At 72.0% G+C, this 23,217-nt stretch carries 27 protein-coding genes; 7 read left to right on the top strand and 20 right to left on the bottom strand.

What is annotated here, in order from left to right; genetic code table 11:
* Nucleotides 1–189: 189 nt before the first annotated feature.
* Nucleotides 190–675 carry a hypothetical protein gene (locus MED15_RS34375; protein ID WP_146763244.1) on the bottom strand — a complete coding sequence of 162 codons (486 nt, stop codon included), beginning with the start codon at nucleotides 673–675 and terminating at the stop codon, nucleotides 190–192.
* A gap of 290 nt (nucleotides 676–965) precedes the next feature.
* Here MED15_RS34375 and MED15_RS27485 point away from each other — a divergent pair, with 290 nt between their 5' ends.
* Both MED15_RS27485 and gndA read left to right on the top strand, forming a co-directional pair.
* Nucleotides 966–1,262: a thiamine-binding protein gene (locus MED15_RS27485; RefSeq protein ID WP_030336432.1), complete on the top strand. Its 297-nt coding sequence runs from the start codon at nucleotides 966–968 to the stop codon at nucleotides 1,260–1,262.
* A gap of 189 nt (nucleotides 1,263–1,451) precedes the next feature.
* Nucleotides 1,452–2,894 carry an NADP-dependent phosphogluconate dehydrogenase gene (gene gndA / locus MED15_RS27480; RefSeq protein WP_112588251.1) on the top strand — a complete coding sequence of 481 codons (1,443 nt, stop codon included), beginning with the start codon at nucleotides 1,452–1,454 and terminating at the stop codon, nucleotides 2,892–2,894.
* Between the two features lie 125 nt (nucleotides 2,895–3,019).
* On the opposite strand, the gene MED15_RS27475 is transcribed toward gndA, so the two are convergent.
* From MED15_RS27475 to recO, 5 genes are all read right to left on the bottom strand, one after another.
* Complete coding sequence (locus tag MED15_RS27475; protein ID WP_112588253.1) at nucleotides 3,020–3,781, bottom strand: pirin family protein; 762 nt, start codon at nucleotides 3,779–3,781, stop codon at nucleotides 3,020–3,022.
* Entirely contained in the window at nucleotides 3,778–3,978 is a 201-nt protein-coding gene (locus MED15_RS27470) for a thioredoxin reductase (RefSeq protein WP_225855276.1), read from the bottom strand. Before MED15_RS27470 ends, MED15_RS27475 begins: the two co-directional genes overlap by 4 nt.
* A 230-nt stretch (nucleotides 3,979–4,208) precedes the next feature.
* Nucleotides 4,209–4,394, bottom strand: coding sequence for a hypothetical protein (locus MED15_RS27465; RefSeq protein ID WP_112588255.1), 186 nt, complete (start codon nucleotides 4,392–4,394; stop codon nucleotides 4,209–4,211).
* Nucleotides 4,395–4,465: 71 nt separating this feature from the next.
* Complete coding sequence (locus MED15_RS27460; RefSeq protein WP_091409745.1) at nucleotides 4,466–5,278, bottom strand: isoprenyl transferase; 813 nt, start codon at nucleotides 5,276–5,278, stop codon at nucleotides 4,466–4,468.
* A gap of 4 nt (nucleotides 5,279–5,282) precedes the next feature.
* Nucleotides 5,283–6,149 carry a DNA repair protein RecO gene (gene recO, locus MED15_RS27455; protein ID WP_091409749.1) on the bottom strand — a complete coding sequence of 289 codons (867 nt, stop codon included), beginning with the start codon at nucleotides 6,147–6,149 and terminating at the stop codon, nucleotides 5,283–5,285.
* A gap of 102 nt (nucleotides 6,150–6,251) precedes the next feature.
* Here recO and MED15_RS27450 point away from each other — a divergent pair, with 102 nt between their 5' ends.
* Nucleotides 6,252–7,061: a DUF4097 family beta strand repeat-containing protein gene (locus MED15_RS27450; protein WP_112588326.1), complete on the top strand. Its 810-nt coding sequence runs from the start codon at nucleotides 6,252–6,254 to the stop codon at nucleotides 7,059–7,061.
* Here the strand turns inward: MED15_RS27450 and MED15_RS27445 are convergent.
* The 8 genes from MED15_RS27445 to MED15_RS27410 all read right to left on the bottom strand — a co-directional run bounded on the left by MED15_RS27445 (nucleotide 7,048) and on the right by MED15_RS27410 (nucleotide 14,562).
* Complete coding sequence (locus MED15_RS27445; protein ID WP_112737325.1) at nucleotides 7,048–8,220, bottom strand: acyltransferase family protein; 1,173 nt, start codon at nucleotides 8,218–8,220, stop codon at nucleotides 7,048–7,050. The genes MED15_RS27450 and MED15_RS27445 overlap by 14 nt on opposite strands.
* A 152-nt stretch (nucleotides 8,221–8,372) precedes the next feature.
* Nucleotides 8,373–9,269 (bottom strand): GTPase Era, encoded by an 897-nt coding sequence (gene era, locus MED15_RS27440; RefSeq protein ID WP_091409997.1) that lies wholly within the window; start codon nucleotides 9,267–9,269, stop codon nucleotides 8,373–8,375.
* Between the two features lie 5 nt (nucleotides 9,270–9,274).
* Nucleotides 9,275–9,661: a cytidine deaminase gene (locus tag MED15_RS27435; protein WP_112588259.1), complete on the bottom strand. Its 387-nt coding sequence runs from the start codon at nucleotides 9,659–9,661 to the stop codon at nucleotides 9,275–9,277.
* Nucleotides 9,654–11,078: a hemolysin family protein gene (locus MED15_RS27430; protein WP_112588261.1), complete on the bottom strand. Its 1,425-nt coding sequence runs from the start codon at nucleotides 11,076–11,078 to the stop codon at nucleotides 9,654–9,656. The genes MED15_RS27435 and MED15_RS27430 overlap by 8 nt, the downstream gene beginning before the upstream one ends.
* On the bottom strand, nucleotides 11,054–11,527 hold the full coding sequence (gene ybeY, locus MED15_RS27425; protein WP_030491788.1) for an rRNA maturation RNase YbeY: 474 nt from the start codon (nucleotides 11,525–11,527) through the stop codon (nucleotides 11,054–11,056). The genes MED15_RS27430 and ybeY overlap by 25 nt, the downstream gene beginning before the upstream one ends.
* Nucleotides 11,528–11,542: 15 nt before the next feature.
* A complete protein-coding gene (locus MED15_RS27420; RefSeq protein WP_091409765.1) occupies nucleotides 11,543–12,601 on the bottom strand; it encodes a PhoH family protein in 1,059 nt (352 codons plus the stop codon).
* 130 nt (nucleotides 12,602–12,731) lie between these two features.
* Nucleotides 12,732–14,126 (bottom strand): serine hydrolase domain-containing protein, encoded by a 1,395-nt coding sequence (locus MED15_RS27415; RefSeq protein WP_112737324.1) that lies wholly within the window; start codon nucleotides 14,124–14,126, stop codon nucleotides 12,732–12,734.
* 76 nt (nucleotides 14,127–14,202) lie between these two features.
* Nucleotides 14,203–14,562, bottom strand: coding sequence for a histidine triad nucleotide-binding protein (locus tag MED15_RS27410; RefSeq protein WP_088988083.1), 360 nt, complete (start codon nucleotides 14,560–14,562; stop codon nucleotides 14,203–14,205).
* Between the two features lie 96 nt (nucleotides 14,563–14,658).
* On the opposite strand from MED15_RS27410, the gene MED15_RS27405 reads away from it, so the two are divergent.
* Nucleotides 14,659–15,420 carry an SDR family NAD(P)-dependent oxidoreductase gene (locus MED15_RS27405; RefSeq protein ID WP_112699482.1) on the top strand — a complete coding sequence of 254 codons (762 nt, stop codon included), beginning with the start codon at nucleotides 14,659–14,661 and terminating at the stop codon, nucleotides 15,418–15,420.
* Between the two features lie 72 nt (nucleotides 15,421–15,492).
* Nucleotides 15,493–16,404 carry a polyphosphate kinase 2 gene (ppk2, locus tag MED15_RS27400; RefSeq protein ID WP_112737323.1) on the top strand — a complete coding sequence of 304 codons (912 nt, stop codon included), beginning with the start codon at nucleotides 15,493–15,495 and terminating at the stop codon, nucleotides 16,402–16,404.
* A gap of 21 nt (nucleotides 16,405–16,425) precedes the next feature.
* Here the strand turns inward: ppk2 and MED15_RS27395 are convergent, their stop codons facing one another.
* The 4 genes from MED15_RS27395 to MED15_RS33875 all read right to left on the bottom strand — a co-directional run bounded on the left by MED15_RS27395 (nucleotide 16,426) and on the right by MED15_RS33875 (nucleotide 19,633).
* A complete protein-coding gene (locus MED15_RS27395; protein WP_112737321.1) occupies nucleotides 16,426–17,160 on the bottom strand; it encodes a 16S rRNA (uracil(1498)-N(3))-methyltransferase in 735 nt (244 codons plus the stop codon).
* Between the two features lies 1 nt (nucleotide 17,161).
* Entirely contained in the window at nucleotides 17,162–18,307 is a 1,146-nt protein-coding gene (gene dnaJ / locus MED15_RS27390; protein WP_181518639.1) for a molecular chaperone DnaJ, read from the bottom strand.
* 75 nt (nucleotides 18,308–18,382) lie between these two features.
* Nucleotides 18,383–19,405, bottom strand: coding sequence for a heat-inducible transcriptional repressor HrcA (gene hrcA, locus MED15_RS27385; protein ID WP_112588271.1), 1,023 nt, complete (start codon nucleotides 19,403–19,405; stop codon nucleotides 18,383–18,385).
* A gap of 84 nt (nucleotides 19,406–19,489) precedes the next feature.
* Nucleotides 19,490–19,633 carry a hypothetical protein gene (locus MED15_RS33875; protein WP_181541894.1) on the bottom strand — a complete coding sequence of 48 codons (144 nt, stop codon included), beginning with the start codon at nucleotides 19,631–19,633 and terminating at the stop codon, nucleotides 19,490–19,492.
* Between MED15_RS33875 and MED15_RS27380 the strand changes: the two genes are divergently transcribed.
* Nucleotides 19,632–20,258, top strand: coding sequence for a DUF4870 domain-containing protein (locus MED15_RS27380; RefSeq protein ID WP_145792539.1), 627 nt, complete (start codon nucleotides 19,632–19,634; stop codon nucleotides 20,256–20,258). The genes MED15_RS33875 and MED15_RS27380 overlap by 2 nt on opposite strands.
* Nucleotides 20,259–20,321: 63 nt before the next feature.
* Here the strand turns inward: MED15_RS27380 and hemW are convergent, their stop codons facing one another.
* Nucleotides 20,322–21,545, bottom strand: a complete 1,224-nt coding sequence (gene hemW, locus MED15_RS27375; protein ID WP_181541895.1) for a radical SAM family heme chaperone HemW — start codon at nucleotides 21,543–21,545, stop codon at nucleotides 20,322–20,324.
* A 19-nt stretch (nucleotides 21,546–21,564) separates the two neighbouring features.
* Between hemW and MED15_RS27370 the strand changes: the two genes are divergently transcribed.
* Nucleotides 21,565–22,353, top strand: coding sequence for an enoyl-CoA hydratase-related protein (locus MED15_RS27370; RefSeq protein ID WP_112588330.1), 789 nt, complete (start codon nucleotides 21,565–21,567; stop codon nucleotides 22,351–22,353).
* Nucleotides 22,354–22,395: 42 nt separating this feature from the next.
* Here the strand turns inward: MED15_RS27370 and MED15_RS27365 are convergent, their stop codons facing one another.
* Entirely contained in the window at nucleotides 22,396–23,160 is a 765-nt protein-coding gene (locus MED15_RS27365; RefSeq protein ID WP_112604296.1) for an SDR family NAD(P)-dependent oxidoreductase, read from the bottom strand.
* Between the last annotated feature and the right edge of the window lie 57 nt (nucleotides 23,161–23,217).

The following is a 23,217-nucleotide window of genomic DNA, read 5'->3' as shown; positions in this document are numbered from 1 at the left end:
GCCACTACATCCCTGATGTTGCTGTCACCACCCAGCGCCCACGCGCCGCCCTCGCCGATCTTGCGGTTTCTGTCGTTGATTCGTCCCGTTATGCCGGTGATGCGACGACAGGTAGTGCAAGATCGCCGGGCCAGGCCAGGCCGGGCCAGGCCAGGCCGGGCCGGGCCAGGCCGGGCTGGGGTGGCTCGGTCAGCTGCGGCGGAAGGCGTAGCGGCGGGCCTGGCCGGCTTGCTGGCTGCGGCCGCCGCCGGAGCGGTTGCCGCCACCCTGCGGCGGGCCGGCCGTCGGTGCCTTCGGTCGACCGGTCGGCTTCGGCAGATCTCGCATCGTCGGCGCATCGACGACCGCCGGCACGTCGACGACCGTCGGAACATCGACCGCTGTCGGCACGTCGACCGGCGGCGCCACCTCGTCCAGGACCGCCGCTGGCAGCGCCGGCTCGGCGAGCACCGCCAACAGCGCCGGCTCGGCCAGTGCCGTCGGAAGCGCCGGCTCGGCAAGCACCGCCAGCAGCGCCGGCTCGGCCAGCGTTCCCGGTTCCACAAGCACCGCCGGCAGGGCCGGGTCGAGGGCGGGGAAAGCGGTTGGGAGCGGGCCGTGGCCGGCCGCCGGGTCGACGCCGAGCGGCATCGCTCTCGGGATACGGGTCTTCTTCGGGTTACGCCTGGCAGGCATCCGGGCCTCCTTCAATGCCGACCGGCACGGCCGGTCCCGCGCTGCGGCGGTCGGTCGGATCGGCTGGTGACCGTCGTTGCGCGACGGTCGAGTGGGGAAGGGACTGCTCACCGGGGCCAGGCAGGGCCATCGCCGCCGAACGGCGGGGAGGGAATGCGGGACGCCCGGGAGCGCACGGACCGCGACGCGGGACGGCGGGCCGGCTCGGAAGTGGGGCGTCAGTTACGCATGTTCGTACCGTAGCCACCGCCGGACCGACGCGCATCCGTTTTTACTGGCACGATCGGCACATGCTGATCGCGTTCTCGATCACCCCGCTCGGCGGTGACGACTCCGTGGGTGACCTGGTCGCCGAGGCGGTGCGGGTGGTCCGTGCGTCCGGCCTGCCCAACCGGACCGATGCCATGTTCACCACCGTCGAGGGCGAGTGGGACGAGGTGATGGCGGTGGTGAAGCGGGCGGTCGACGTGGTCGCCGCGCGGGCGCCCCGGGTGAGTGTGGTGCTCAAGGCCGACGTCCGGCCCGGGGTCACCGACGCGCTGACCGGGAAGATCGCCCGTATCGAAGCCCGTCTCGCCGAAGGCTGACGCGCGCGGCGCGGGATGACGACAACTTTCCCTGCGCGGGGCATACCGACTACCGAAATGAGGCCGAGCCGCCAGCGGCAACGTCCACATTACGTGCAGTAACGGGACGTCCATCACTGGTCCGCATCGGCTCACATCACGGTAAGTTTCCAAACGCTGATAGTGGTGTGACGAGAGGTGGCGGCACGGATGGCTGATCAGGCGAGGGCACAAATCGGTGTGACCGGGCTGGCGGTGATGGGTCGCAACGTGGCCCGCAACCTGGCCCGCAACGGCTTCACGGTGGCAGTGCACAACCGCTCGCCGGAGCGCACCCGCAGCCTGGTCGCCGAGCACGGCGACGAGGGCACGTTTCTGCCGGGCGAGACGATGGCCGATTTCGTGGCGTCACTGGAACGACCCCGCGCGGTCATCGTCATGGTGAAGGCCGGCGCGCCCACCGACGCGGTGATCGACGAGTTGGTGCCGCTGCTCGACGAGGGCGACATCATCGTCGACTGTGGCAACGCCCACTTCGCCGACACCCGTCGCCGCGAGGAGGCGCTGCGGGCGCAGGGGCTGCACTTCAGCGGCACCGGCGTCTCCGGCGGCGAGGAGGGCGCGCTGCGCGGGCCGAGCATCATGCCGGGCGGCTCCGTCGAGTCGTACGCGAAGCTCGGGCCGATGTTCGAGAAGATCGCCGCCCAGGTGGACGGCGTGCCGTGCTGCATGCACGTCGGGCCGGACGGCGCCGGGCACTTCGTCAAGATGGTGCACAACGGCATCGAGTACGCCGACATGCAGCTCATCGCCGAGGCGTACGACCTGCTCCGGGCCGGCCTGGACGCGACGCCGGCCGAGATCGCGGAGATCTTCCGGGAGTGGAACAACGGCGAGCTGGAGTCGTTCCTCATCGAGATCACCGCCGACGTGCTCGCGCACACCGACGCGGCGACCGGCCGGTCGTTCGTGGACATCGTGCAGGACCGGGCGGAGCAGAAGGGCACCGGCCGGTGGACCGTGCAGAGCGCCCTGGACCTGGGCATCCCGATCACCGGGATCGCCGAGGCGACCTTTGCCCGTTCGCTCTCCGGGCACGTCGACCAGCGCGAGGCGGCCCGCCGGGCGTTCCCCGACGCGGGTGAGAAGTGGCAGGTGACCGACCGGGAGACCTTCGTCGAGGACGTCCGCCGGGCGCTGCTCGCCTCCAAGATCGTCGCGTACGCGCAGGGCTTCGACCACATCCGCGCGGGCAGCCAGGAATACAACTGGGACATCGACCTGGGCGGCACCGCAACGATCTGGCGGGGCGGCTGCATCATCCGGGCCCGCTTCCTCAACCGGATCCGTGAGGCGTACGACGAGCAGCCGGACCTGCCGACGCTGCTGGTGGCGCCGTACTTCGCCGAGGCGGTCAGCGCTGGCGTGCCGAGCTGGCGGCGGGTGGTGGCCGACGCGACCCGGGCGGGTGTGCCGACGCCCGCGTTCTCGTCGTCGCTGGCGTACTTCGACGCGTTGCGCGCGGAGCGGCTGCCCGCCGCGCTGATCCAGGGTCTGCGGGACAACTTCGGCGCGCACACCTACCAGCGGGTGGACCGCGAGGGCTCGTTCCACACCACCTGGGCCGCCGACCGCACCGAGTCGCCGGCGTAGCCGGGGTGGCGCCCTGCGCGCCGCCGTGATCGTGCTCGATCCCTGATGTAGTGGTCTCCCCCGGTGGGGAGGCCACTACATCCATGTTCGGGCGAGATCATGGGGGTAGGCCGCGCGGGTGACGGTCAGGCGACCGTGGCGTGCATCTCCCAGACCAGGATCTCGGCCGGTTCGTCGGTGGTCACCCGCCGGCCACCGGTCATGGTGAGCCGGGCGGCGTCACCACTGCCGAGCGGACCGCTGCCCTCCAGGGTCACAGTGCCGTCGGGCACGTAGAGGTGCACGTAGGGCGCGTCCGGGATGGTGACCTCGTCGCCGGGGGCGAGGCGGGCGGCGTGCAGGGTCGCGTACCGGTTGCGGATCCGGATCGCGGACGCGCCGTCGTAGCGGTCCATCCCGGAGGCGATCGGCACGAGGCCCCCGCGGAGCAGTTCGTCCTCGATCTCGAGTTGCTCGTAGCCGGGGTCGACGCCCTGCTCGTCGGGGAGCACCCACATCTGCACGAAGTGCACCGGGTCGGTGTGCGGCTCCTGGTTGTTGAGCCGCCAGGCGTCGTTCTTCTCCGAGTGCAGGATCCCGGTGCCGGCGCTCATCCGCTGGGCCAGACCCGGGTAGATCACCCCGGAGTGCCCGGTGGAGTCCTGGTGCACCAGGGAGCCGCGCAGCACCCAGGTCACGATCTCCATGTCCTGGTGCGGGTGGGTCTCGAAGCCGGCCCCCGGTCGGACCACGTCGTCGTTGTTGACCAGCAGCAGGCCGTGGTGGGTGTTGGCCGGGTCGTAGTGCCGGGAGAACGAGAAGGAGTGCTTGGAGTCCAGCCAGGAGATCCGGGTGGCGAAGCGGTCATCGGCACGACGGATGTCGACAGCGGGTGCGGGCGCGGTCACCAGGCACGCTGCCCGGCGTCGGGGGTCGACGGCGCCCAGGTCAGGGCCGGCTCGCCGGTGGCCAGTTCGGCGATCTCACCGGTGCGCAGCTGCGGTGTGTGGCCGAATTCGGCGCAGTGCTGCTCGGCGATCTCGGCACAGATCTCGGCCACCTGCTCGCAGATCGGGTCGCCCAGGTCGGCGGCGTTCAACGCCATGATCATCTTAAAGCGGAGATCACGCATCTGCCCCCCAACCACCGTCGTCCCACCACCTCCGGACCCTACCCGCCGCCCTTGCGCAGGACCCCGAAACGAGCACACCACCCCCGCTCGGTGCCCAGCCTGATGGTCGCCGTGGTGCCTGCCCAGGCCCTCGGCACTGCGGGGAATGCGACAACGCCGCCCGCATGGGGGGTGCGGGCGGCGCTGGGACAGCCTGGGGTCGGTCAGAAGAAGCGGCGGCGCTTGGCCTTCTGCGGACGGATCAGGTCCGCACCCTTGGTCAGCAACCGGGTCGCCCCGGAGGGACCACGCCGGGCCTCCAGGGTGTGGCTGAGCCGGCGGGCACCGGCAGCGGCCAGCGGCACCGCGATCGCCATCACCGCCCACTGGGCAACGCGCTTCTGGATCATGTGGGTTCACCTCCGTCAGTGGCTTCTGACGTCTCTGATACCCAGAGTGACGTGCGGGTAAGCGCGTCGGCTCAGATAACCGGGGCGACCGGGTTGGGCAGCGCGCCGCCGAACCGTCGGTCCCGCTGGGCGTACAACTCACACGCGTACCAGAGGTGGCGGCGGTCGAAGTCGGGCCAGAGCGTGTCCAGGAAGACCAACTCGGCGTACGCGGTCTGCCAGAGCAGGAAGTTGGAGATCCGCTCCTCCCCGGAGGGGCGCAGGAACAGGTCCACCTCCGGGATCTCCGGGTGGTAGAGGTACTTCGCCACGGTCTTCTCGGTGACCTTCGCCGGATCCAGCCGGCCGGCCGCCACGTCCCGCGCGATCGCGGCGGCGGCGTCACCGATCTCGGCCTGCCCGCCGTAGTTGACGCAGAACTGCAGGGTCAGCGTCGAGTTGTCGCGGGACATCTCCTCGGCGGTCTGCAACTCGGAGATGACGCTCTTCCACAGCCGACCGGGCCGGCCCGACCACACCACCCGTACGCCCAGGTCGACCAGCTGGTCCCGGCGGCGACGGATCACGTCCCGGTTGAACCCCATCAGGAACCGGACCTCGTCGGGCGAGCGCCGCCAGTTCTCGGTGGAGAACGCGTACGCCGACAGGTACGGGATGCCCATCTCGATGGCGCCCTCGATGGTGTCGAAGAGGCTGTGCTCGCCCGCCTCGTGCCCCTTGGTGCGGGGCAGCCCGCGGTCCTTGGCCCAGCGACCGTTGCCGTCCATCACCACCGCCACGTGCTTCGGCACCGCCTCGGTGGGCAGCGCCGGAGGGCGGGCCCCGGACGGGTGTGGCACCGGCGGCGTCGGCTCGCGCCGGCCGGCCTTCTTCGATCGGATCACGTGGTCACTCCCTGTTCGCGCCGTCCGCCCCGGCCTCGACGTCGCCACGTGGCCGGAGCACCACGGCCCCGGTGCCCTCCGGCGGCGGGGCCGTGCCGGCCGCCGAGGAACCCCGGTCGACCAGCGGCAGCGAGCGTAGCGCGCGCTCCAGGTGCCACTGCAGGTGAGCCGCGACCAGCCCACTGCACTCCCGACGGACGGCGGCGTCGGTGGCGTCGGCGATCACCCAGTCGCCGGAGGTCAGCGCGGACATCAGATCGATGGTGGCCGGGGCGGGATGAGCCGCCCCGGGTGGCCGACAGTCCGGACAGACCGCGCCTCCGGCCGGCACCGAGAACGCCCGGTGCCGGCCGGGCGTGCCGCAGACCGCGCAGGCGACCAGCGCCGGCGCCCAGCCGGCCAGCGACATCCCGCGCAGCAGGTACGCGTCGAGCACCAGGGTGGTGGCGTGCTCGCCCCGGGACAGCGCCTTCAACGCGCCGATGGTGAGCTGGAACAGCCGCAGCGATGGCTCCCGTTCCACCGGGGTCAGCCGCTCGGCGGTCTCGGCGATCGCGCTGGCCGCCGTGTAGCGCGGATAGTCGCCCAGGAACCGTTTGCCGTACAGGTCGATGCCCTCGACCTGGCTGACGGTGTGCAGAGAGCTGCCGTGATTGCCCTTCGGGTCACCGGCGAGCTGGAGGTCGACGTGGCCGAACGGCTCCAGCCGGGCACCAAACTTGCTGGTGGTGCGGCGGATCCCTCGAGCCACCGCGCGCAGCCGGCCGTGCCGGCGGGTGAGCAGGGTGATGATCCGGTCGGATTCGCCGAGCTTCTGCACACGCAGCACCACCGCGTCGTCGCGGTAGAGCTGTCGGCGATACCCGGCCATCGGGCCATTCTCCCTCGGGGTGTGAAATCAGGGTTGGTTCGGGGTGCAAGCGCGGATGAACCCCGATGCGGCCGCCTCGTGCCCGGCCGTAGCGTGCTGGTCATGGCACTGCACCTGACCACCACCCCCCGCCGTCGTCGCGTCGCCGCTCCCGTCGCGCTAGGGCTCGCCACCACCCTCATCGTGCTCGCCGGGTGCGACAACCTGTCGTTCCGTCGACTCGACTACGACAACACCGAGGCGGTCCGGATCACCACGGTCCGGGTCTCCGGGGGCTCGGGCGACGTGGTGGTCCGCGGCACCGGCCCGGCGTCCGAGGTGCGGATCAAGCGAGTGGTTCGCTACCAGGGCGGTGAACCGGACAACACCCGCTACGAGATCAAGGGCAGCGAGCTGGTGCTGGACACCGACTGTGGCTCGCGGTGCAGCATCTCCTACGAGGTGACGGTGCCGGAGGGTGTGGCGGTGCAGGGCGAGACCAGCTCTGGCAACGTCGAGCTGAGCCGGGTCGGCACCGTGGACCTACAGGTGAGCTCCGGCGACGTGCGGATCTCCGGTGCGTCGGGTGCGGTCGGGGTGGAGGCCCGTTCCGGCAACATCGAGGTGAGTGAGGCCGCCGCGGCGGTACGGCTGCGCGCCTCGTCCGGAGACATCAGCGCACGTCGGCTGGGCGGCACTGTCGACGCCGAGGCCAGCTCGGGCAATGTCAACGTGGAGCTGGACAAGCCCGCCTCGGCCCGGGTCCACGCCTCCAGCGGTGACGTCACGCTTGTGGTGCCGCAGGGCAGCTACCGGGTCCGGTCCAGCGCCGACTCCGGCGACAAGACCGTCACCGTCTCCGACAACCCGGCGGCGTCCCTGGTGCTCGACGGTTCGGCCGACAGCGGCAACCTCACGATCAGCGAGCGTTGATCTCGACGTTGGCCCCGGCCGTCCGCTGCGCCGGCACCACCGCTCGTCCGACGGTCGCCCCGGCACCGCCCGCCGCTTCGGTACCCGGCCGGGCCGCACCCTCGGCACCCGGCCGGGCCGCACCCTCGGCATCCGGCCGGATCGCCGCGTCGGCGGACTGCGCCGGGCCGCCGGGAATCAGCTCCGGGCGGCGGCGGGCGGCGACGTCCTCGACCCAACCGACGGCCAGGGTGACCAGGCCGACCAGGGCGAAGACCAGCAGCACCCGGACGGCCAGGCCCACCGGGTCCTGGTGGGACCAGCCCACCACGTCGACCAGCGGAGTGAGCGCCACCACGAACGGCATGTGCCAGAGGTAGACGGTGAGCGCCCGCCGGTTGAGCACTGTCACCGCCCGGTCGGCCAGTCGGCTCCGACTCAGCCAGGCCACCGCGGCCGGTGCCCGGCCCAGCACGATCAGGACGAACGCGGCCGACCAGAGGGCGTTGCCCAGGGGGTTGTCGTTGAGGTCGTACCCGCGCGGCCCGGGATGCGCGACGATCCAGGCGCCGCCGCCAACGGCGAGGGCGAGCGCCACCGGGTACAGCACCCGGCCGGAGAGTCGGCGCAGCATCCCGGCGTGATGGGCGAAGCCGAGCAGCCACGCGCCGAAGTAGAGCCCGAACTCGCGCAGCACCGGCGGCGCCGGGTAGATCCCCACCTCGATCGTCACCAGCAGGAGGTACGGGGCGAGCAGGGTCATCAGCGGGGCACGCCGGAACAGCCAGAACGCGACCGGCGAGGCGAGCACGAACCAGAGATAGTCGCGCAGGTACCAGATGACGCTCAGCGCCAGCGCGCCCCAGTGATTGGCCGGCGGGTCGGCGACCGGGAACAGCCACAGCAGCACCCCGGGGCTCACCGACAACCCGCTGAACAGCATGGCCGGCACGAAGACCACCGCGAGCACCCACAGCGACGGCAGCAGTCGACGCAGCCGATGCCCGACCGCCGCCGGTCCGACCCGGGTCAGCGACGCGGCCATCAGCGAGCCCGCCAGCGCGAACATCACCGACATGGCGGGGAAGACGAGGGTGAGGGTCGCCCATCCGGTGACGTGGTAAACCACCACTCGAACGATGGCCAGGGCACGGAGGAGGTCGAGGTACCTGTTGCGCATCAGCCTGCACTCGGTCGGGGACGCGGGGCACAACTTTCCTACCCTGCGTGGCGCCCGCACCAAACGACAGCTACCTCAACCGAGCGTGAACATCCCCGGCTGCCCGACCGAAGGCGATCGTGCCGCCGGTCGGGCACCGCCGACGAGGTGGGTCAGAAGCCCAGCTTGCGCAGTTGCCTCGGGTCGCGCTGCCAATCCTTCGCGACCCGCACGTGCAGGTCGAGGTAGACCCGACCGCCGAGCAGCTCCTCGATCTGCTTGCGGGCGTTGGTGCCGACCTCCTTGAGCCGACTCGCCTTGTGCCCGAGCACGATGGCCTTCTGGCTGGGCCGCTCCACGTACAGGTCGGCGTAGATCTTCATGACCTGACCCTCGGGGATCATCTCCTCCACCACCACGGCGATGGAGTGCGGCAGCTCGTCGCGGACCCCCTCCAGGGCGGCCTCGCGGATCAGTTCGGCGACCAGCACCTGCTCGGGGTCGTCGGTGAGCATGTCGTCCGGGTAGAGCTGCGGCGACGGCGGCAGGTACTTGGTCATCACGTCGACGAGGGTGTCCACCTGGTGCCCGGACACCGCACTCACCGGCACGATCTCGGCGAACTCCCCCATCTTGCTGACCGCCAGCAGCTGCTCCGCCAGGCGACGCTTGTCCACCAGGTCGGTCTTGGTGACCACCGCCAGCACTGTCGCCTTCAACTCGGCCAACTCGCCGGTGATGAACCGGTCACCGCGCCCGACCGGCTCGTCCGCCGGGATGCACAGGCCGATCACGTCGACCTCGGTCCAGGTGGACCGGACCAGGTCGTTGAGACGCTCGCCGAGCAGCGTACGAGGGCGGTGCAGGCCCGGCGTGTCGACGAGGACCAGCTGCGACTCCGGTCGGTGCAGCACCGCCCGGATGACGTGCCGGGTGGTCTGCGGCTTGTTCGAGGTGATGGCGATCTTGGTGCCGACGATGGCGTTGGTCAGCGTCGACTTGCCGGCGTTGGGGCGACCGACGAAGCAGCCGAACCCGGCCCGGTACGGACGCGCCTCCGGATCCTGCACCGGGCTCACTGGGTCACCGTGCCGAGGACAGTGCCGTCCGGAGCGGCCACGTGGACCGGTGCGTCCGCCGCGAGGTCCCGTACCGCCGCGTGCCCGGCACCATCCAGCGTCGACGCCTCGGTCACCACCACCGCCGCCTCCAGCCGACTCGCCCCGGCCGCCACTGCCGAAGCCACCGCCAACTGCAACGCGGTGAGCGTCAGCGACGGCAGCGCGACACTGGCCGCCGCGTACGTCCGGCCGTCCTGGTCGCGGACCGCGGCGCCCTCCACGGCGCCGACCCTCGCGCGGGCTCCCCGGGCCAGGACGACGAGCTTGCCGTCCTCGGCGCTCAGCGCGCCCGACGCTGTGGGGGTGGGCCGGGCGACAGGCGCGGCGGGTGTGTCAGGCATCGGCGGGTTGCCTCTCATCGTCTCGATAGTTGTCAGTGTCGTCCCCGGGGCCGGCGTGCTCGCCGCGCCCCGCGGTGTCGTGCTCATCGCCCGGCTCCACCCGGCTGACCAGGACGGTGTCGATCCGGTTGCGCCGGCCGGTGGTGCCCTCGGCGACCAGGCGGAGACCGGCGACCTCGGCCTCGGCACCCGGGATCGGCACCCGCCCCAGCGACTGGGCGAGCAGACCGCCGACCGTCTCCACCTCGTCGGTGGGCAGGTCGGTGTCGAACATCTCGCCGAGATTCTCCACCGGCAGGCGAGCGGTCACCCGCACCGAGGAGTCCGCCAGACGTTCGACGGGCGGGCGCTCGACATCGTACTCGTCGGTGATCTCACCGACGATCTCCTCGAGGATGTCCTCGATGGTGACCAGACCGCCGGTGCCGCCGTACTCGTCGACCACGATGACCAGGTGGTTGCGGGCCGCCTGCATCTCGGACAGCAGGTCGTCGACCGGCTTGGACTCCGGCACGAAGGTCGCCGGGCGCATCAGCTCGGCCACCGGCAACTGCTCGGCCCTCGGGTCCCCGCCGCGGGAGCGCCGGATCAGGTCCTTGAGGTAGAGCACCCCCAGCACGTCGTCGACGCTCTCGCCGATCACCGGGATGCGGGAGAAACCGGAGCGCAGGAAGAGCGCCAGCGCCTGCGCGAGCGTCTTGCCCTCCTCGATCCACACCATCTCGGTACGCGGCACCATCACCTCACGCGCGATGGTGTCGCCGAGCGCGAAGACGGAGTGGATCATCTGGCGTTCGCCGTGCTCGACAACGCCGCGCTGCTCGGCCAGGTCGACCAGCTCCCGCAGCTCCACCTGGGTGGCGAACGGACCTTCCCGGAAGCCGCGCCCCGGGGTGACCGCGTTGCCGATCAGGATCAGCAGCGACGCGAGCGGGTTGAGCGCCCGGCCCAGCCAGCGGACCAGCGGCGCCACCGCACGACCCACGGCGTAGGCGTGCTGCCGGCCGATGGTGCGCGGGGCCACGCCCACCACCACGAAGCTGACCACTGTCATCGCGCCGGCGGTCACCAGCGCGGCCCGCCAGCCGGCGCCGAAGCTGTCCACCGCCACGAGCGCCACCAGTGTGGTGGCGGTCAGCTCGGCGAGCAGCCGCAACAGCAGGAGCAGGTTGAGGTGTCGGACGACGTCGCCGGCCACGACCTGGAGGGTGCGGGCGCCGCGCACGCCGTCGCGGGCCAGTTCGGCAGCTCGGGCCGGTGAGACAGCGGCGAGGGCCGCCTCGGTCATCGCGATCAGGCCGGCCAGCACCACCAGACCGGCCGCGAAGACGATCAGCTGAAAGTCGGGAAGGCCGGCGGTGGCGCCGGCCGCGAGTAACGGAGGAGTGGACATCACTGGGTGCGGGTCGACCGCCAGCTCGCCAGCAGCCGAGCCTGGAGTGCGAACATCTCCCGCTCCTCCTCCGGCTCGGCGTGGTCGTAGCCGAGCAGGTGCAGCACCCCGTGCACGGTGAGCAGGTGCAGCTCGTCGGCCGGCGCGTGCCCGGCGGTAGCGGCCTGCTTGGCCGCCACCTCCGGGCAGAGCACGATGTCGCCGAGCAGGGCGGGCTCGCCGCCGGCCGGTGCGGACTCACCCGGGCCGTGGTCGACGCTGCCCTCGTCCATGGGGAAGGCGAGCACGTCGGTCGGGCCGTCGCCACCCATCCAGCGGTGGTTCAGCTCGGTCATGTAGTCGATGTCGACCAGCAGCACGGACAGCTCGGCGAGGGGGTTGACCCCCATCTCGTCGAGGGCGTGCCGGGCGACGGCGAGCACGGCGTCGGTGTCGACGTCGACACCGGACTCGTTGGCGATCTCGATGGACAACTGCTTTCCTCTGCTTTAGCGGCGGCGGGCGGCCCGGCCGCCCTGGGCGGGTCGCCCAGGCACGGCGTGAACGCCCTGCGCCTGCTGGTTCTCCCGCTCGGCGTCCCAGCGGGCGTACGCGTCGACGATCTCCCCGACCAGCTGGTGGCGGACCACGTCAGAGCTGGACAACTGGGAGAAGTGCACGTCATCGACGTTTTCCAGGATCTCCCGAACCACCCGCAGGCCGCTGCTCGTCCCGCCGGGAAGGTCCACCTGGGTGATGTCACCGGTCACGACGATCTTGGAGTTGAAGCCGAGTCGGGTGAGGAACATCTTCATCTGCTCGGGCGTCGTGTTCTGCGCCTCGTCCAGGATGATGAACGCGTCGTTGAGCGTCCGACCCCGCATGTAGGCGAGGGGGGCGACCTCGATCGTGCCGGCGGCCATCAGCTTCGGGATGGTCTCCGGGTCGAGCATGTCGTGCAGCGCGTCGTAGAGCGGGCGCAGATACGGGTCGATCTTCTCGTTGAGCGTGCCGGGCAGGAAGCCCAGTCGCTCGCCCGCCTCGACCGCCGGCCGGGTGAGGATGATCCGGTTGACCTGCTTGGCCTGCAACGCCTGGACGGCCTTCGCCATCGCCAGGTAGGTCTTTCCGGTGCCCGCCGGGCCGATGCCGAAGACGATGGTGTGGGTGTCGATAGCGTCGACGTACTTCTTCTGCCCGAGCGTCTTGGGACGGATGGTGCGCCCGCGCCGGGAGAGGATGTTGAGTGTCAGGACCTCGGCGGGCCGCTCGGCGCTGCCCTGCTCGAGCATGCCGACGGTACGCCGGACGGCGTCAGTGGTCAGGGTCTCGCCTTTCTCGATGAGTTCGAGGAGCTCGCTGAAGACCCGCTCGGCGAGGGCGTTGTCCGCGGGGTCACCGGTGATGGTGATCTCGTTGCCGCGAACGTGCACGTCACTGGTGACCGAGCGTTCGACGAGTCTGAGGATCTCGTCGCCTGCGCCGAGCAGATTGACCATGATCTTCGGGTCGGGCACGGTGATCCTGGTCTGCACCCGGGGCGGGCCGGGAGGTGGGGTGCCGGTCATAGGTTGGGCCGAAGGGCCCTGCGCACCTGCTCTCGATCTCGGCGCCGGCCTGCTGGCCTGGCGTGCGGACGTTACACCCATCGTATCGGTTCAACGCGGGGCGCATCGCGCCCATTTCCGCTGGCCGCGATCAACTCCCGGCCCGGAAGTCGTACCGGTCGAAGGTCTCCTGGTGGCGGGTGAACCGGTACGTCGCCCAGTGCATCCGGACCACCGCGCCGGCCTCGTCCCGGGTCAGCCGCAGCAGCTCACCGACCTCCCGACCGGAGACCACCCGGAACACGTCCGGCTGGTCCGGCAGCGGGGTGAAGATCGCCGGCAGACGTCCGGCCGGGTCACCGACCCCGCGCGCCCGCAGGGTCCCGTCGTGCCAGGAGAAGACGTACTCGGAGCCCTCGCCCCACCAGCGGCCGAGCGCACCCCGCAGGGCCGCCGGCGCGGGTGCGCCGGGTCGCCAGGGCTCGATCTCAGCCGGATCGTGCTCGACCGCCGCGGCGAGCAGCCGGTGCGACAGGTCGAACAGTTCGCTTGCCGTGCCGGACGAGCCGAGCACCGCCGCGCCCATCGCCTTGGGCGTGCCGTCACCGCCGCGACGGCCGTACGCCCCGGCGAGGAACCCGGGCATCGCCCCGTCGTGCCCCACGTGCATCACCCGCTCCCCCTGCGGGATCAGGATCAGCCCGAGCCCGAAGCCCGCGCCCCACAGCGTCTCGTCGGTGGTGGTCACCGGCCAGCGCATCTCGTCCAGGGTGGCCGGGGCGAGGACCGCGCCGGCCGGGTCCAGCGCCGCCGGGTCGGCCAGGAACGCCGCCCAGCGGGCCATGTCGGTCGCGGTGCTCCAGAGCTGGGCGGCCGGGCCGACCGCGCCGAAGTCGGTCGGCGGCTCCGGGTGCGCCTCGTCGGAGTACGCGTCGACCAGGAACCCGGTGGCCGCCGTCGGCCGTGGGGTCACCGTGGTGTCGGTCAGCCCCAGCGGCGTCAGGATCTGCTCGGTGAGCGCCTGCGCCCAGCTGCCGCCGCGGAGCCGGGCGACGAGTTGGCCGAGTACGGCCACGCCCAGGTTGGAGTAGTGGAACCGCCGGCCGGTCGGCAGCACCCGCTCGGCCCGGTCGAGCTCGGCGACCAGTTGGTCGTCGTCCGGTGCGCGCAGGCTGTCCCACACATCGCCGAACGGCTCGCGTTGCAGGCCACCGGTGTGCGACAGCAACCGGCGTACGGTCAGCTCGCCGTGCGCCGGGAGGTCCAGGTGCCGGCCCACCGGGTCGTCCAGGTCCAGCAGCCCGTCGTCGCGGCACCGCAGGACCAGCACCGCGGTGAACGTCTTGGTGATCGAGCCGATCCGGAACTGGGTGCCCGCGTCCAGGGGGCTGTCGGTGCCGGTCTCGCCGACGGTGCAGCTCCAGAGCGGTCGGTCGGCCCGGTGCAGCGCCGCCGACACCGCCGGCACCCGGGCTTCGGCCTGTACCCGCCGGACCAACCGGTCCAGGTGCTCAGTACCGCGACCGTCGGGACCGCGCTCGCTCACGCCGTCGCTCCGCTTCGCTGCGCGCCGGCGCGAGGCGCCACGCTACTGAGCCTGCTGGTTCGCTCGCTGCGCTCGCTCACGCCAGGTCCCGGGCGAGCATCGGGCCGAGCGGTGCACCGCCGAGCAGGTGCGCGTGCACGTGGAAGACCTCCTGCCCGCCGTACGCGCCGGTGTTGAACATCAGCCGGAAACCGTCGCCGAGCAGCCCCTCGTCCTCGGCCACGGCGGCGGACGTCGCCAGCACGTCGGCGGCCAGCGCCGGGTCACCCTGGGCGAGCGTGGCGACGTCGGCGTAGTGCTCCTTCGGAATGACCAGGACGTGCACCGGCGCCTTCGGGTCGATGTCGCGGAAGGCGAGCGTGGTGTCGGTCTCCCGGACCACGGTGGCCGGGATCTCCCCGGCGACGATGCGGCAGAACAGGCAGTCGGATCCCATCGGGGCAGTGTAAGGACTAACGGGCCGGGGGCGCTCCAGCGCAGCAGGCGCCGCCGGCCTTCGCAGGCACGGCACGGCTGAGGCAGGATGGCCGGCATGACGGATCGGGCGGTACTCGTGACCGGGGCCTCGCGCGGGATCGGCCGCGCGGTGGCGAAGGCGTTCGCGGCCGGCGGCGACCGGGTGGCCATCCACCACCGCGACTCCGCCGACGCGGCCGAGGAACTACGCGCGCAACTGCCGGGCACCGGGCACGTGGTGGTCCGCGCCGACCTCACCGATCCGGACGCGGTCCGGGTCATGGTCGACCGGGCCGCCGAACTGCTCGGTGGGCTGGACGTGCTGGTCAACAACGCCGGGACGTACGGCGACCGCGACGACCCGCACCCGATCTTCGGCGCCTCCTACGAGGAGTGGCAGCAGCGCTGGCGGCAGGTGCTGGAGACCAACCTGACCGGCGCCGGCAACGTCACCTGGTGCGCCGCCCAGCACATGCGCGAACGCGGCGGGCGGATCGTCAACGTCTCGTCCCGTGGCGCGTTCCGTGGCGAGCCGGAGCAGCCGGCGTACGGCGCCAGCAAGGCGGGGCTGAACGCGCTGGGCCAGTCCCTCGCCGTGGCGCTCGCGCCGTACGGCATCACTGTCGCCACCGTCGCGCCGGGCTTCGTGGCGACCGACATGACCACCGAGCACCTGCGCGGCGAGCGGGGCGCGGCCATCCGGGCGCAGAGCCCGTTCGACCGGGTGGGCCGACCGGAGGAGATCGCCGCCGCCGTGCACTGGCTGGCCTCGCCGCACGCCGAGTGGGCCTCCGGCACGATCGTCGACCTCAACGGCGCCTCCTACCTGCGCAGCTGAGGTCGACGCCGCAGGCAGGTCACCCGGCCGGGGAGGTGGTTGGCGGTTCGCGGGAGGGTAAGTCCCACCGACATGGCCGACTCCGCGCTGCTGGACCTCACCGCCGACTACCGGGTGGCCGATGGCCACGACGACGACCCTGTCCTGCTCCGCCCCGACGGCACCCCCGTCGACACCTGGCGCGAGGACTACCCGTACGAGGAGCGACTGGATCGCGAGGAGTACGACCGCGACAAGCGGCTGCTCCAGATCGAGCTGCTGAAACTCCAGGACTGGATCAAGGAGTCCGGTGAGCGTCTGGTGATCCTCTTCGAGGGCCGGGACGCGGCCGGCAAGGGCGGAACCATCAAACGCTTCATGGAGCACCTCAACCCGCGTGGCGCGTCGGTGGTGGCGCTCGCCAAGCCGGACGAGCGGGAAGCCGCCCAGTGGTACTTCCAGCGCTGGCTGGCACACCTGCCGGCGGCCGGCGAGATCGTGCTGTTCGACCGTTCCTGGTACAACCGGGCCGGCGTGGAGCGGGTGATGGGCTTCTGTAGCCGCAAGGAGTACCTGGAGTTCCTGCGGCAGGCCCCGGAACTGGAACGGATGCTGGTGCGCTCAGGCATCCGGCTGGTCAAGTTCTGGTTCTCCGTCTCCCAGAACGAGCAGCGCACCCGGTTCGCGATCCGCCAGGTCGACCCGGTCCGGCAGTGGAAGCTGTCCCCGATGGACATCGCCTCACTCGACCGGTGGGACGAGTACACCGAGGCCAAGGAGGCGATGTTCTTCTGGACCGACACGGCCGACGCGCCGTGGACGGTGGTGAAGAGCAACGACAAGAAGCGGGCCCGGCTCGAGGCGATGCGGCACGTGCTGCACCGCTTCGACTACACCGGCAAGGACGCCGACGTGGTCGGCACACCGGACCCGCAGATCATCGGGCCGGCCGGGCTGGACCTGGGGCCGGAGGAAGAGGTGGTGCCGGTGTTTCCCCGGCCCTGAAACGAGCCGGCCGCCGACGGGTCACCAGCGGCCGAGGCGGGCGGCGAGCACGCTGAGGGCCGCCACGCCGGCGGTGGAGGTGCGCAGCACGGCCGGCCCGAGGCGTACGGGTCGCCCGCCGGCCTCGGCGAAGGCGGTCAACTCGCCCGGAGCGATGCCACCCTCCGGGCCGATCACCAGCACGATCTCGCCGGTGGAGGGCAGCTCGGCGGTGGTGAGCCGCTCTTCGGCCTCCTCGTGCAGCACGAACCCGGCGGCGGCACCGGCGATCCGACGGGCCACCGTGGCGGTGGACTCGTCCGGCGCACCGGCCACCACCGGCAGCCACGGCCGGCGGGCCTGCTTGGCCGCCTCCCGGGCGGTGGCCACCCACTTCTCCCGGGCGCGTACGCCCCGGTCACCGCGCCACTGGGTCACCGAACGCGAGGCCGCCCAGGGCACGATCTCGTCCACCCCGACCTCGGTCATCGCCTGTACGGCCAGCTCACCCCGGTCGCCCTTGGCGATGCCCTGCACTGTCACCAGCCGGGGTACGGGCGCGTCCGCGTACCCCCGGGAGGTGATGGTGACCTCCAGGCTGCCCCGGCCGACGGCAGTGACCACGGCGGCGGCCGTGCCACCCCGGCCGTCGGCGAGCAGCAGTTCCTCGCCGACGCGCAACCGCTGCACGGTGGCGGCGTGATGCCCCTCCGGGCCGTCCAGGGTCAGCGCGTCGCCGGTGGGCAGCGCCTCGACCAGGAACAGCGGTGCGGACACCTCAGGCGTGCCCGTTGAACGCGTCGCGCATCCGGGAGAAGAAGCCGCCCTGCTTGGACAGCTCGGCGACCTCCTCACCACGGGTCTTGGCGAAGTCGCGCAGCATCTTCTCCTGGTCCGGGTCGAGCTTGGTGGGCGTCCGCACGTCGAGGTGGACGTAGAGGTCGCCTCGGCCGGTGCCGCGCAGGTGCGGCACGCCCCGGGCGCGTAGTCGCAGCGTGCTGGCCGGCTGGGTGCCGGCCTTGACGTCGACGGTCTCCTCGCTGTCCAGCGTCTTGATGGTCAGCCGGGTGCCCAGCGCCGCCGCCGTCATCGGCACTGTGACCCGGCAGTGCAGGTCGTCGCCCTTGCGGGAGTACACGTCGTGGGGGCGCTCGTGGATCTCCACGTAGAGGTCACCGGCGGTGCCGCCGCCGGGGCCCACCTCGCCCTGCTGGGCCAGCCGGATCCGCATGCCGTCCTCGACGCCGGCCGGGATCTTGACGGTCAGCGAACGGCGGGTCCGCACCCGGCCGTCGCCGGCGCAGGTGGGGCAGGGGTGCGGGATGGTGGTGCCGTAGCCCTGGCACACGGTGCACGGCCGGGCGGAGACCACCTGGCCGAGGAAGGTGCGCTGCACCGACTGCACCTCGCCCCGACCGCCGCACGCCTCGCAGGTCGCCAGGTGGGTGCCGGCGGCCGTGCCGGCGCCGGAGCAGGTGGTGCAGAGCACCGCCGTGTCGACGGTGATCGGGGCCTCCACGCCGAAGGCCGTCTCGTGCAGGTCGAGTTCGAGCCGCAGGATCGCGTCGGCGCCCGGGCGGGTACGCGGCCGTGGGCCACGGGCCCCACCTCCGGCACCGCCGAAGAACGCGTCCATGATGTCCTGGAAACCGACGAACGGGCCGGCGCCTCCGGGGCCACCCGGGCCGCCGGCACCGCCGCCACCCGGGGCGAGCGGGTCGCCACCCAGGTCGACGATCTGCCGCTTCCGGTCGTCCGAGAGGACCTCGTACGCGGCGTTGATGTCCTTGAACTTCTCCTGAGCCTCCGGGTCCGGATTGACGTCCGGGTGGAACTGGCGTGCCAGCTTGCGGTAGGCGCGCTTGATCTCGTCATCGGAGGCTTCCCGGCTCACACCGAGAATGCCGTAGTAGTCCCTGGCCACTGCGTTCCGTGTCCTCATGTTCGTCTCGCGTTGCGCCGGTCGGCGGCCGCAGCCGGCCGCATCGGCCCTGACCAATCAGTTCTGGGCCAGCAACTCGCCCACGTAGCGTGCCACGGCGCGCACCGTGGCGATGTTGCCGGGGTAGTCCATCCGGGTGGGCCCCAGCACCCCCAGGCCGCCCACGATGGTGGCACCCGGGCCGTACCCGGTGCTGACCACCGAGGCGGCGCGCAGGTTGTCGAACTCGTTCTCGTCGCCGATCAGCACCCGGGTCGTGCTCGGCTCGGTCTCACCGATGAGCTTGAGCAGCACGACCTCCTCCTCCAGAGCTTCGAGGATCGGCCGCAGGGAGCCCTGGAAGTCGAGCAGGCCACCCCGGGTGAGGTTCGCGGTGCCGGCGAGCGCGATCCGCTCCTCGTGCCGCTCGACAAGCGTCTCCAGCAGGACGGTGGCGAGCGTGGTCATGGTCGGACGCAGCCCGGTCGGCGCTTCCTCGACCAGCGCCTGCACCAGCGGCGGCGTCTCGGACAGCCGGGCGTTGGCGAGCTTCTCGTTGATCAGTCGGCGCAGGTCGGTGACATCGTCGGCGGGCACCGGCCCGGGCAGCTCCACGAGTCGCTGCTCCACCCGCCCGGTGTCGGCGATCATGACGAGCATCAGCCGGGTGGTGGAGATCGGCACCAGCTCCAGGTGACGCACCGAGGAGCGGGCCAGGCTCGGGTACTGCACGACGGCGACCTGCCGGGTCAGCTGCGCGAGCAACCGCACCGTGCGGTGCACCACGTCGTCGAGGTCGACCGCGCCGACCAGGAAGCGCTCGATGGCCCGGCGCTCGGCCGGGCTGAGCGGCTTGACCCGGGACAACCGGTCGACGAAGAGGCGGTAGCCGCGGTCGGTGGGCACCCGGCCGGCACTGGTGTGCGGCTGCCGGATGTAGCCCTCCTCCTCCAGCACGGCCATGTCGTTTCGGACCGTGGCCGGGGAGACCCCGAGCTGGTGCCGCTCGACCAGCGCCTTGCTGCCGACCGGCTCCTGGGTGGAGACGTAGTCTTCGACGATGGCGCGGAGCACGGCTAGTTTCCGGTCGTCGAGACCCATCCTCCGCACCTCCTGTCGCACGTCGGCCGCCGGCGCTCTGGGCCGGCCGGGCCGTCCTGGCACTCGACTGTAACGAGTGCCAGTCTACGTCGGCGGGCCCGCCGACGCGATGATCAACGGCCACCCGTCGGTGCGGCCCACGCCACCGGCGTTGGGCCGATCGGCCCGCACTGCCAGGCGGTGTCGCTCTGGTGCGGCGTTGCCACGGGCCCCTACCGTGACATCCATGACTGAACCTCCTCGCCCTCCCGGGTCGGGCGACCCCGGCAACTACCCGCCGGAGCCCACCTCCCCAGGCCCGTCCCCGTCGGCCGAGCCGCCCACCGCACCACTGTCCGGGGCGCCCGGCCCGGCCGGCTATCCCCCGCCCGGTGGCTATCCGCCGCCCACCGGTGACCAACCGCCGTCAGGCGGCTACCCTCCGGCAGGCGGTTACCCCCCGCCCGGGGGCTATCCCCCGCCCGGCGGTTACCCGGCCGGTGGGGCCTACGGCGGCCCCGGCGGCGGCTACGCCAACAACGAGGACAAGACCTGGGCGCTGGTCGCGCATTTCGGCGGCGCTCTCGGCGCGCTGGTCAGCTTCGGTCCGCTGGGCTTCGTCGCCCCGCTCATCGCCTACCTGGCCCGCGGCCAGCAGTCGCCGACCGTCCGGGCACACGCCCTGGCCGCCCTGAACTTCCAGATCCTCTGGTCGATCATCGCGTTCGTGCTGCTCTTCGTGAGCTGGTGCCTGCTCTTCCTGCCCAGCATCGCCGTCGTGGTGATCCAGATCCTGTTCGGGATCATCGCCGGCATCAAGGCCAACGAGGGCACCCCGTACCGCTACCCGATGACTGCCAACTTCATCAAGTGAACCGGGCCGGCCGCTCCCCCGGCCGGTCCGGAGCACCGCAGTCCCGGTCCGGGGGTGGGCCACTCAGGGCAGCAGGTCGCGGACGACCGCGTCGGCGAGCAGCCGCCCGCGCACTGTGAGCACGGCCCGGCCGGCGGCGTACTCGTCGGCGGCCAGCAGGCCGCCGGCCAGCGCCCGCTCGGCGCCGGCCCGGCCGGTGGCGTCGAGCACCGCCAGCGGGAGGCCGCTGGCCAGCCGCAGCCGGAGCATCACGTCCTCCATGTGCGCCTCGTCGACAGTGAGCACCTCCCGGGCCAGACCGGGAGACGCGCCAGCGGCCAACCGCTGGGCGTACGCCGAGGGGTGTTTCACGTTCCACCAGCGCACCCCACCGACGTGGCTGTGCGCCCCCGGCCCCAGCCCCCACCAGTCCGCGCCGGTCCAGTAGAGCAGGTTGTGCCGGCAGCGGGCTTCCTCGGTGCGGGCCCAGTTGGAGACCTCGTACCAGGAGAGCCCGGCCGCGTCGAGCGCGGCCTCCGCGGCCAGGTAGCGGTCCGCGGCCACGTCGTCACTGGGGTACGCCAGCTCGCCGCGCCGCATCCGGGCGGCGAGCCGGGTGCCGTCCTCGACGATCAGGGCGTACGCGCTGACGTGGTCCACTCCGGCGGCGACGACCTGTTCCAGCGAGGCGGCGAAGTCCTCGGCCCGCTCCCCCGGCGTGCCGTAGATCAGGTCCAGGTTGACGTGCTCGAACCCGGCGTCGCGCGCCTCCAGGGCGGCGGCGGTGGCCCGGCCGGCGCTGTGTTTGCGGTCCAGGATCGCCAGCACCCCCGGGGAGGCGGACTGCATGCCCAACGAGATCCGGGTGTAGCCGGCGGCCCGCAGCAGTTTCAACGATTCCGGGGTGACCGACTCGGGGTTGGCCTCGGTGGTCACCTCGGCGTCGGCGGCCAGCCCCCAGGTGCGGTCGATGCCGTCGAGGATGCGGGCCAGGTCGTCGGCGGGGAGCAGGGTGGGCGTGCCGCCGCCGACGAAGACGGTGTCGACCCGGGGCGGCGGGGTGTCGCCGAGCACCCGGGCGGCGAGCTTCAGCTCGGCCAGCACAGTGTCCGCGTACCCCTCGCGGCTGGCGCCGCCGCCCAGTTCGGCGGCGGTGTAGGTGTTGAAGTCGCAGTATCCGCAGCGGCTGGCGCAGAACGGCACGTGCACGTACACGCCGAAGCCGCGCGCGCCGACCGCTGCGGTGGCGGTGGCGGGCAACGATCCGTCGACGGGGACGGTCTCACCATCTGGAAGGACGCCGGGCATGGCCACTAGTGTGCCCGGCATGACCTCTCCCGACGTCCTCGTGCGGGTCGCCACGGCCCGTGGGGTGACCACCCTCACCCTGGACAGCCCGCACAACCGCAACGCGCTCTCCACCGGCCTGATGACCCAACTGCTGGCCGGGCTGGCGGACGCGGTCGCCGACGAGGCGGTCCGAGTGATCGTGCTCGACCACACCGGCCCGGTCTTCTGCTCCGGGGCGGACCTGAAGGAGACCGCCGCGGCGTACGCCAGCGGGACGGTGCCGGCCGGGATGCTGGGTGACGTGCTCGCGGCACTCTGGGAGTGCCCGAAGCCGGTCCTGGCCCGGGTCGGCGGGCCGGCGCGGGCCGGTGGGCTGGGCCTGATCGCCGCCGCCGACCTTGCGGTTTGCGCCGACGAGGCGACGTTCGCGTTCACCGAGGTACGCATCGGGGTGATCCCGGCGGTGATCTCGGCGACCGTGCTGCCCCGGCTGCACCCCCGCGCCGCCGCCGAGCTGTACCTGACCGGCGACACCTTCGACGGTCGCCGGGCCGCCGAGATCGGCCTGGTGACGGCCTCGGTCCCGGCGGACGGGTTGGACGACGCGGTACGGGGCTACTGCGACTCGCTGGTGCGCGGCGCGCCCGGGGCGTTGGCCGGCGCGAAGGAGTTGCTGCGCCGACCGGGTACCGCCGAGTTGCGCGCCGACCTGGCCCGACTCTCCGCCGTCTCGACCGGCTACTTCCTCTCCGACGAGGGGCGCGAGGGGGTCACCGCGTTCCGCGAAAAACGACCGGCGCGCTGGGTGCCCGCTCTCGACGCCTGACGGTCGGGGCGCCACCGGGAGCGGCGGCGCCCCACTGTCGGGTCACCAGGCGGTCGCGCCGCCGTCGACCGGGTAGTTCGCCCCGGTGATGTACGACGCCCGGTCGGATGCGAGGAAGACCACCAGTTCCACGACCTCCTCGGGGCGCGCGAAGCGCTTGAGGAGCGTCTTGGCGGTGATGGCGTCCCGGGCCTCCTGGTTGTCACCGAGGTCGCGTTCGCTGGCCGGGGTGAGGGTGGGTCCGGGGCTGACCGCCACCGCGCGGATGCCGTGGGGCGCGCCTTCGAGGGCGAGCTGTCGCGTCATGCCGATGATGCCGGCGTTCGCGGCGGTGTGACCGACCATCGGCGGGACGTGGCCGCCGATCATTCCGGCCATGGAGGCGGCGCTGATGATGACACCGCCGCCGCGTTGGACCAGGTGCGGCCAGGCGAACTTCGACACGAAGTACGGAATGTCGAGTTCTCCGGTGATGGTGTAGCGCCAGTCCTGCACGGAGAAGTCGGGCATCGGGCCGAAGCGGAGCGCGGCCGCGTTGTTGTAGACCACGTCGAGCCCGCCGTAGGTGGCCGCGGCGTCGTCGACGAGCTTGCGTACCTGCTCGGGGTCGGTGAGGTCGACCGGCGCGATGCCGGTCATCTCGCCGCCGGCGCGACGGACGAGTTCGACAGTCTCGTCGTTACCGGCGACCTGGAGGTCGGCCCCGACGACCTTCGCGCCCTCGCGGGCGAAGGTCAGCGCCGCGACGCGGCCCAGACCACCGCCGGTGCCGGTGATCAGCACGACTTTGCCATCGAGCGTTCCCATGGAACTCCCCCTCGATCGACGACCAACACGCCCGGGTATGGGAGGGTAGGTCGGATT

Origin of the sequence: Micromonospora noduli, from assembly GCF_003264475.1 — a bacterium.
Classification (GTDB): domain Bacteria; phylum Actinomycetota; class Actinomycetes; order Mycobacteriales; family Micromonosporaceae; genus Micromonospora; species Micromonospora noduli.
This window is presented reverse-complemented; position numbering and strand designations above follow the sequence as displayed.

What these genes read in the sequence shown, in the direction of transcription:
- MED15_RS34375 (WP_146763244.1), bottom strand. Translation starts at nt 675, where the DNA reads ATGCCTGCCAGGCGTAACCCGAAGAAGACCCGTATCCCGAGAGCGATG.
- MED15_RS27485 (WP_030336432.1), top strand. Translation starts at nt 966, where the DNA reads ATGCTGATCGCGTTCTCGATCACCCCGCTCGGCGGTGACGACTCCGTG.
- gndA (WP_112588251.1), top strand. Translation starts at nt 1,452, where the DNA reads ATGGCTGATCAGGCGAGGGCACAAATCGGTGTGACCGGGCTGGCGGTG.
- MED15_RS27470 (WP_225855276.1), bottom strand. Translation starts at nt 3,978, where the DNA reads ATGGCGTTGAACGCCGCCGACCTGGGCGACCCGATCTGCGAGCAGGTG.
- MED15_RS27465 (WP_112588255.1), bottom strand. Translation starts at nt 4,394, where the DNA reads ATGATCCAGAAGCGCGTTGCCCAGTGGGCGGTGATGGCGATCGCGGTG.
- recO (WP_091409749.1), bottom strand. Translation starts at nt 6,149, where the DNA reads ATGGCCGGGTATCGCCGACAGCTCTACCGCGACGACGCGGTGGTGCTG.
- MED15_RS27450 (WP_112588326.1), top strand. Translation starts at nt 6,252, where the DNA reads ATGGCACTGCACCTGACCACCACCCCCCGCCGTCGTCGCGTCGCCGCT.
- MED15_RS27445 (WP_112737325.1), bottom strand. Translation starts at nt 8,220, where the DNA reads ATGCGCAACAGGTACCTCGACCTCCTCCGTGCCCTGGCCATCGTTCGA.
- MED15_RS27435 (WP_112588259.1), bottom strand. Translation starts at nt 9,661, where the DNA reads ATGCCTGACACACCCGCCGCGCCTGTCGCCCGGCCCACCCCCACAGCG.
- MED15_RS27420 (WP_091409765.1), bottom strand. Translation starts at nt 12,601, where the DNA reads ATGACCGGCACCCCACCTCCCGGCCCGCCCCGGGTGCAGACCAGGATC.
- MED15_RS27410 (WP_088988083.1), bottom strand. Translation starts at nt 14,562, where the DNA reads ATGGGATCCGACTGCCTGTTCTGCCGCATCGTCGCCGGGGAGATCCCG.
- MED15_RS27405 (WP_112699482.1), top strand. Translation starts at nt 14,659, where the DNA reads ATGACGGATCGGGCGGTACTCGTGACCGGGGCCTCGCGCGGGATCGGC.
- ppk2 (WP_112737323.1), top strand. Translation starts at nt 15,493, where the DNA reads ATGGCCGACTCCGCGCTGCTGGACCTCACCGCCGACTACCGGGTGGCC.
- hrcA (WP_112588271.1), bottom strand. Translation starts at nt 19,405, where the DNA reads ATGGGTCTCGACGACCGGAAACTAGCCGTGCTCCGCGCCATCGTCGAA.
- MED15_RS27380 (WP_145792539.1), top strand. Translation starts at nt 19,632, where the DNA reads ATGACTGAACCTCCTCGCCCTCCCGGGTCGGGCGACCCCGGCAACTAC.
- MED15_RS33875 (WP_181541894.1), bottom strand. Translation starts at nt 19,633, where the DNA reads ATGGATGTCACGGTAGGGGCCCGTGGCAACGCCGCACCAGAGCGACAC.
- hemW (WP_181541895.1), bottom strand. Translation starts at nt 21,545, where the DNA reads ATGCCCGGCGTCCTTCCAGATGGTGAGACCGTCCCCGTCGACGGATCG.
- MED15_RS27370 (WP_112588330.1), top strand. Translation starts at nt 21,565, where the DNA reads ATGACCTCTCCCGACGTCCTCGTGCGGGTCGCCACGGCCCGTGGGGTG.
- MED15_RS27365 (WP_112604296.1), bottom strand. Translation starts at nt 23,160, where the DNA reads ATGGGAACGCTCGATGGCAAAGTCGTGCTGATCACCGGCACCGGCGGT.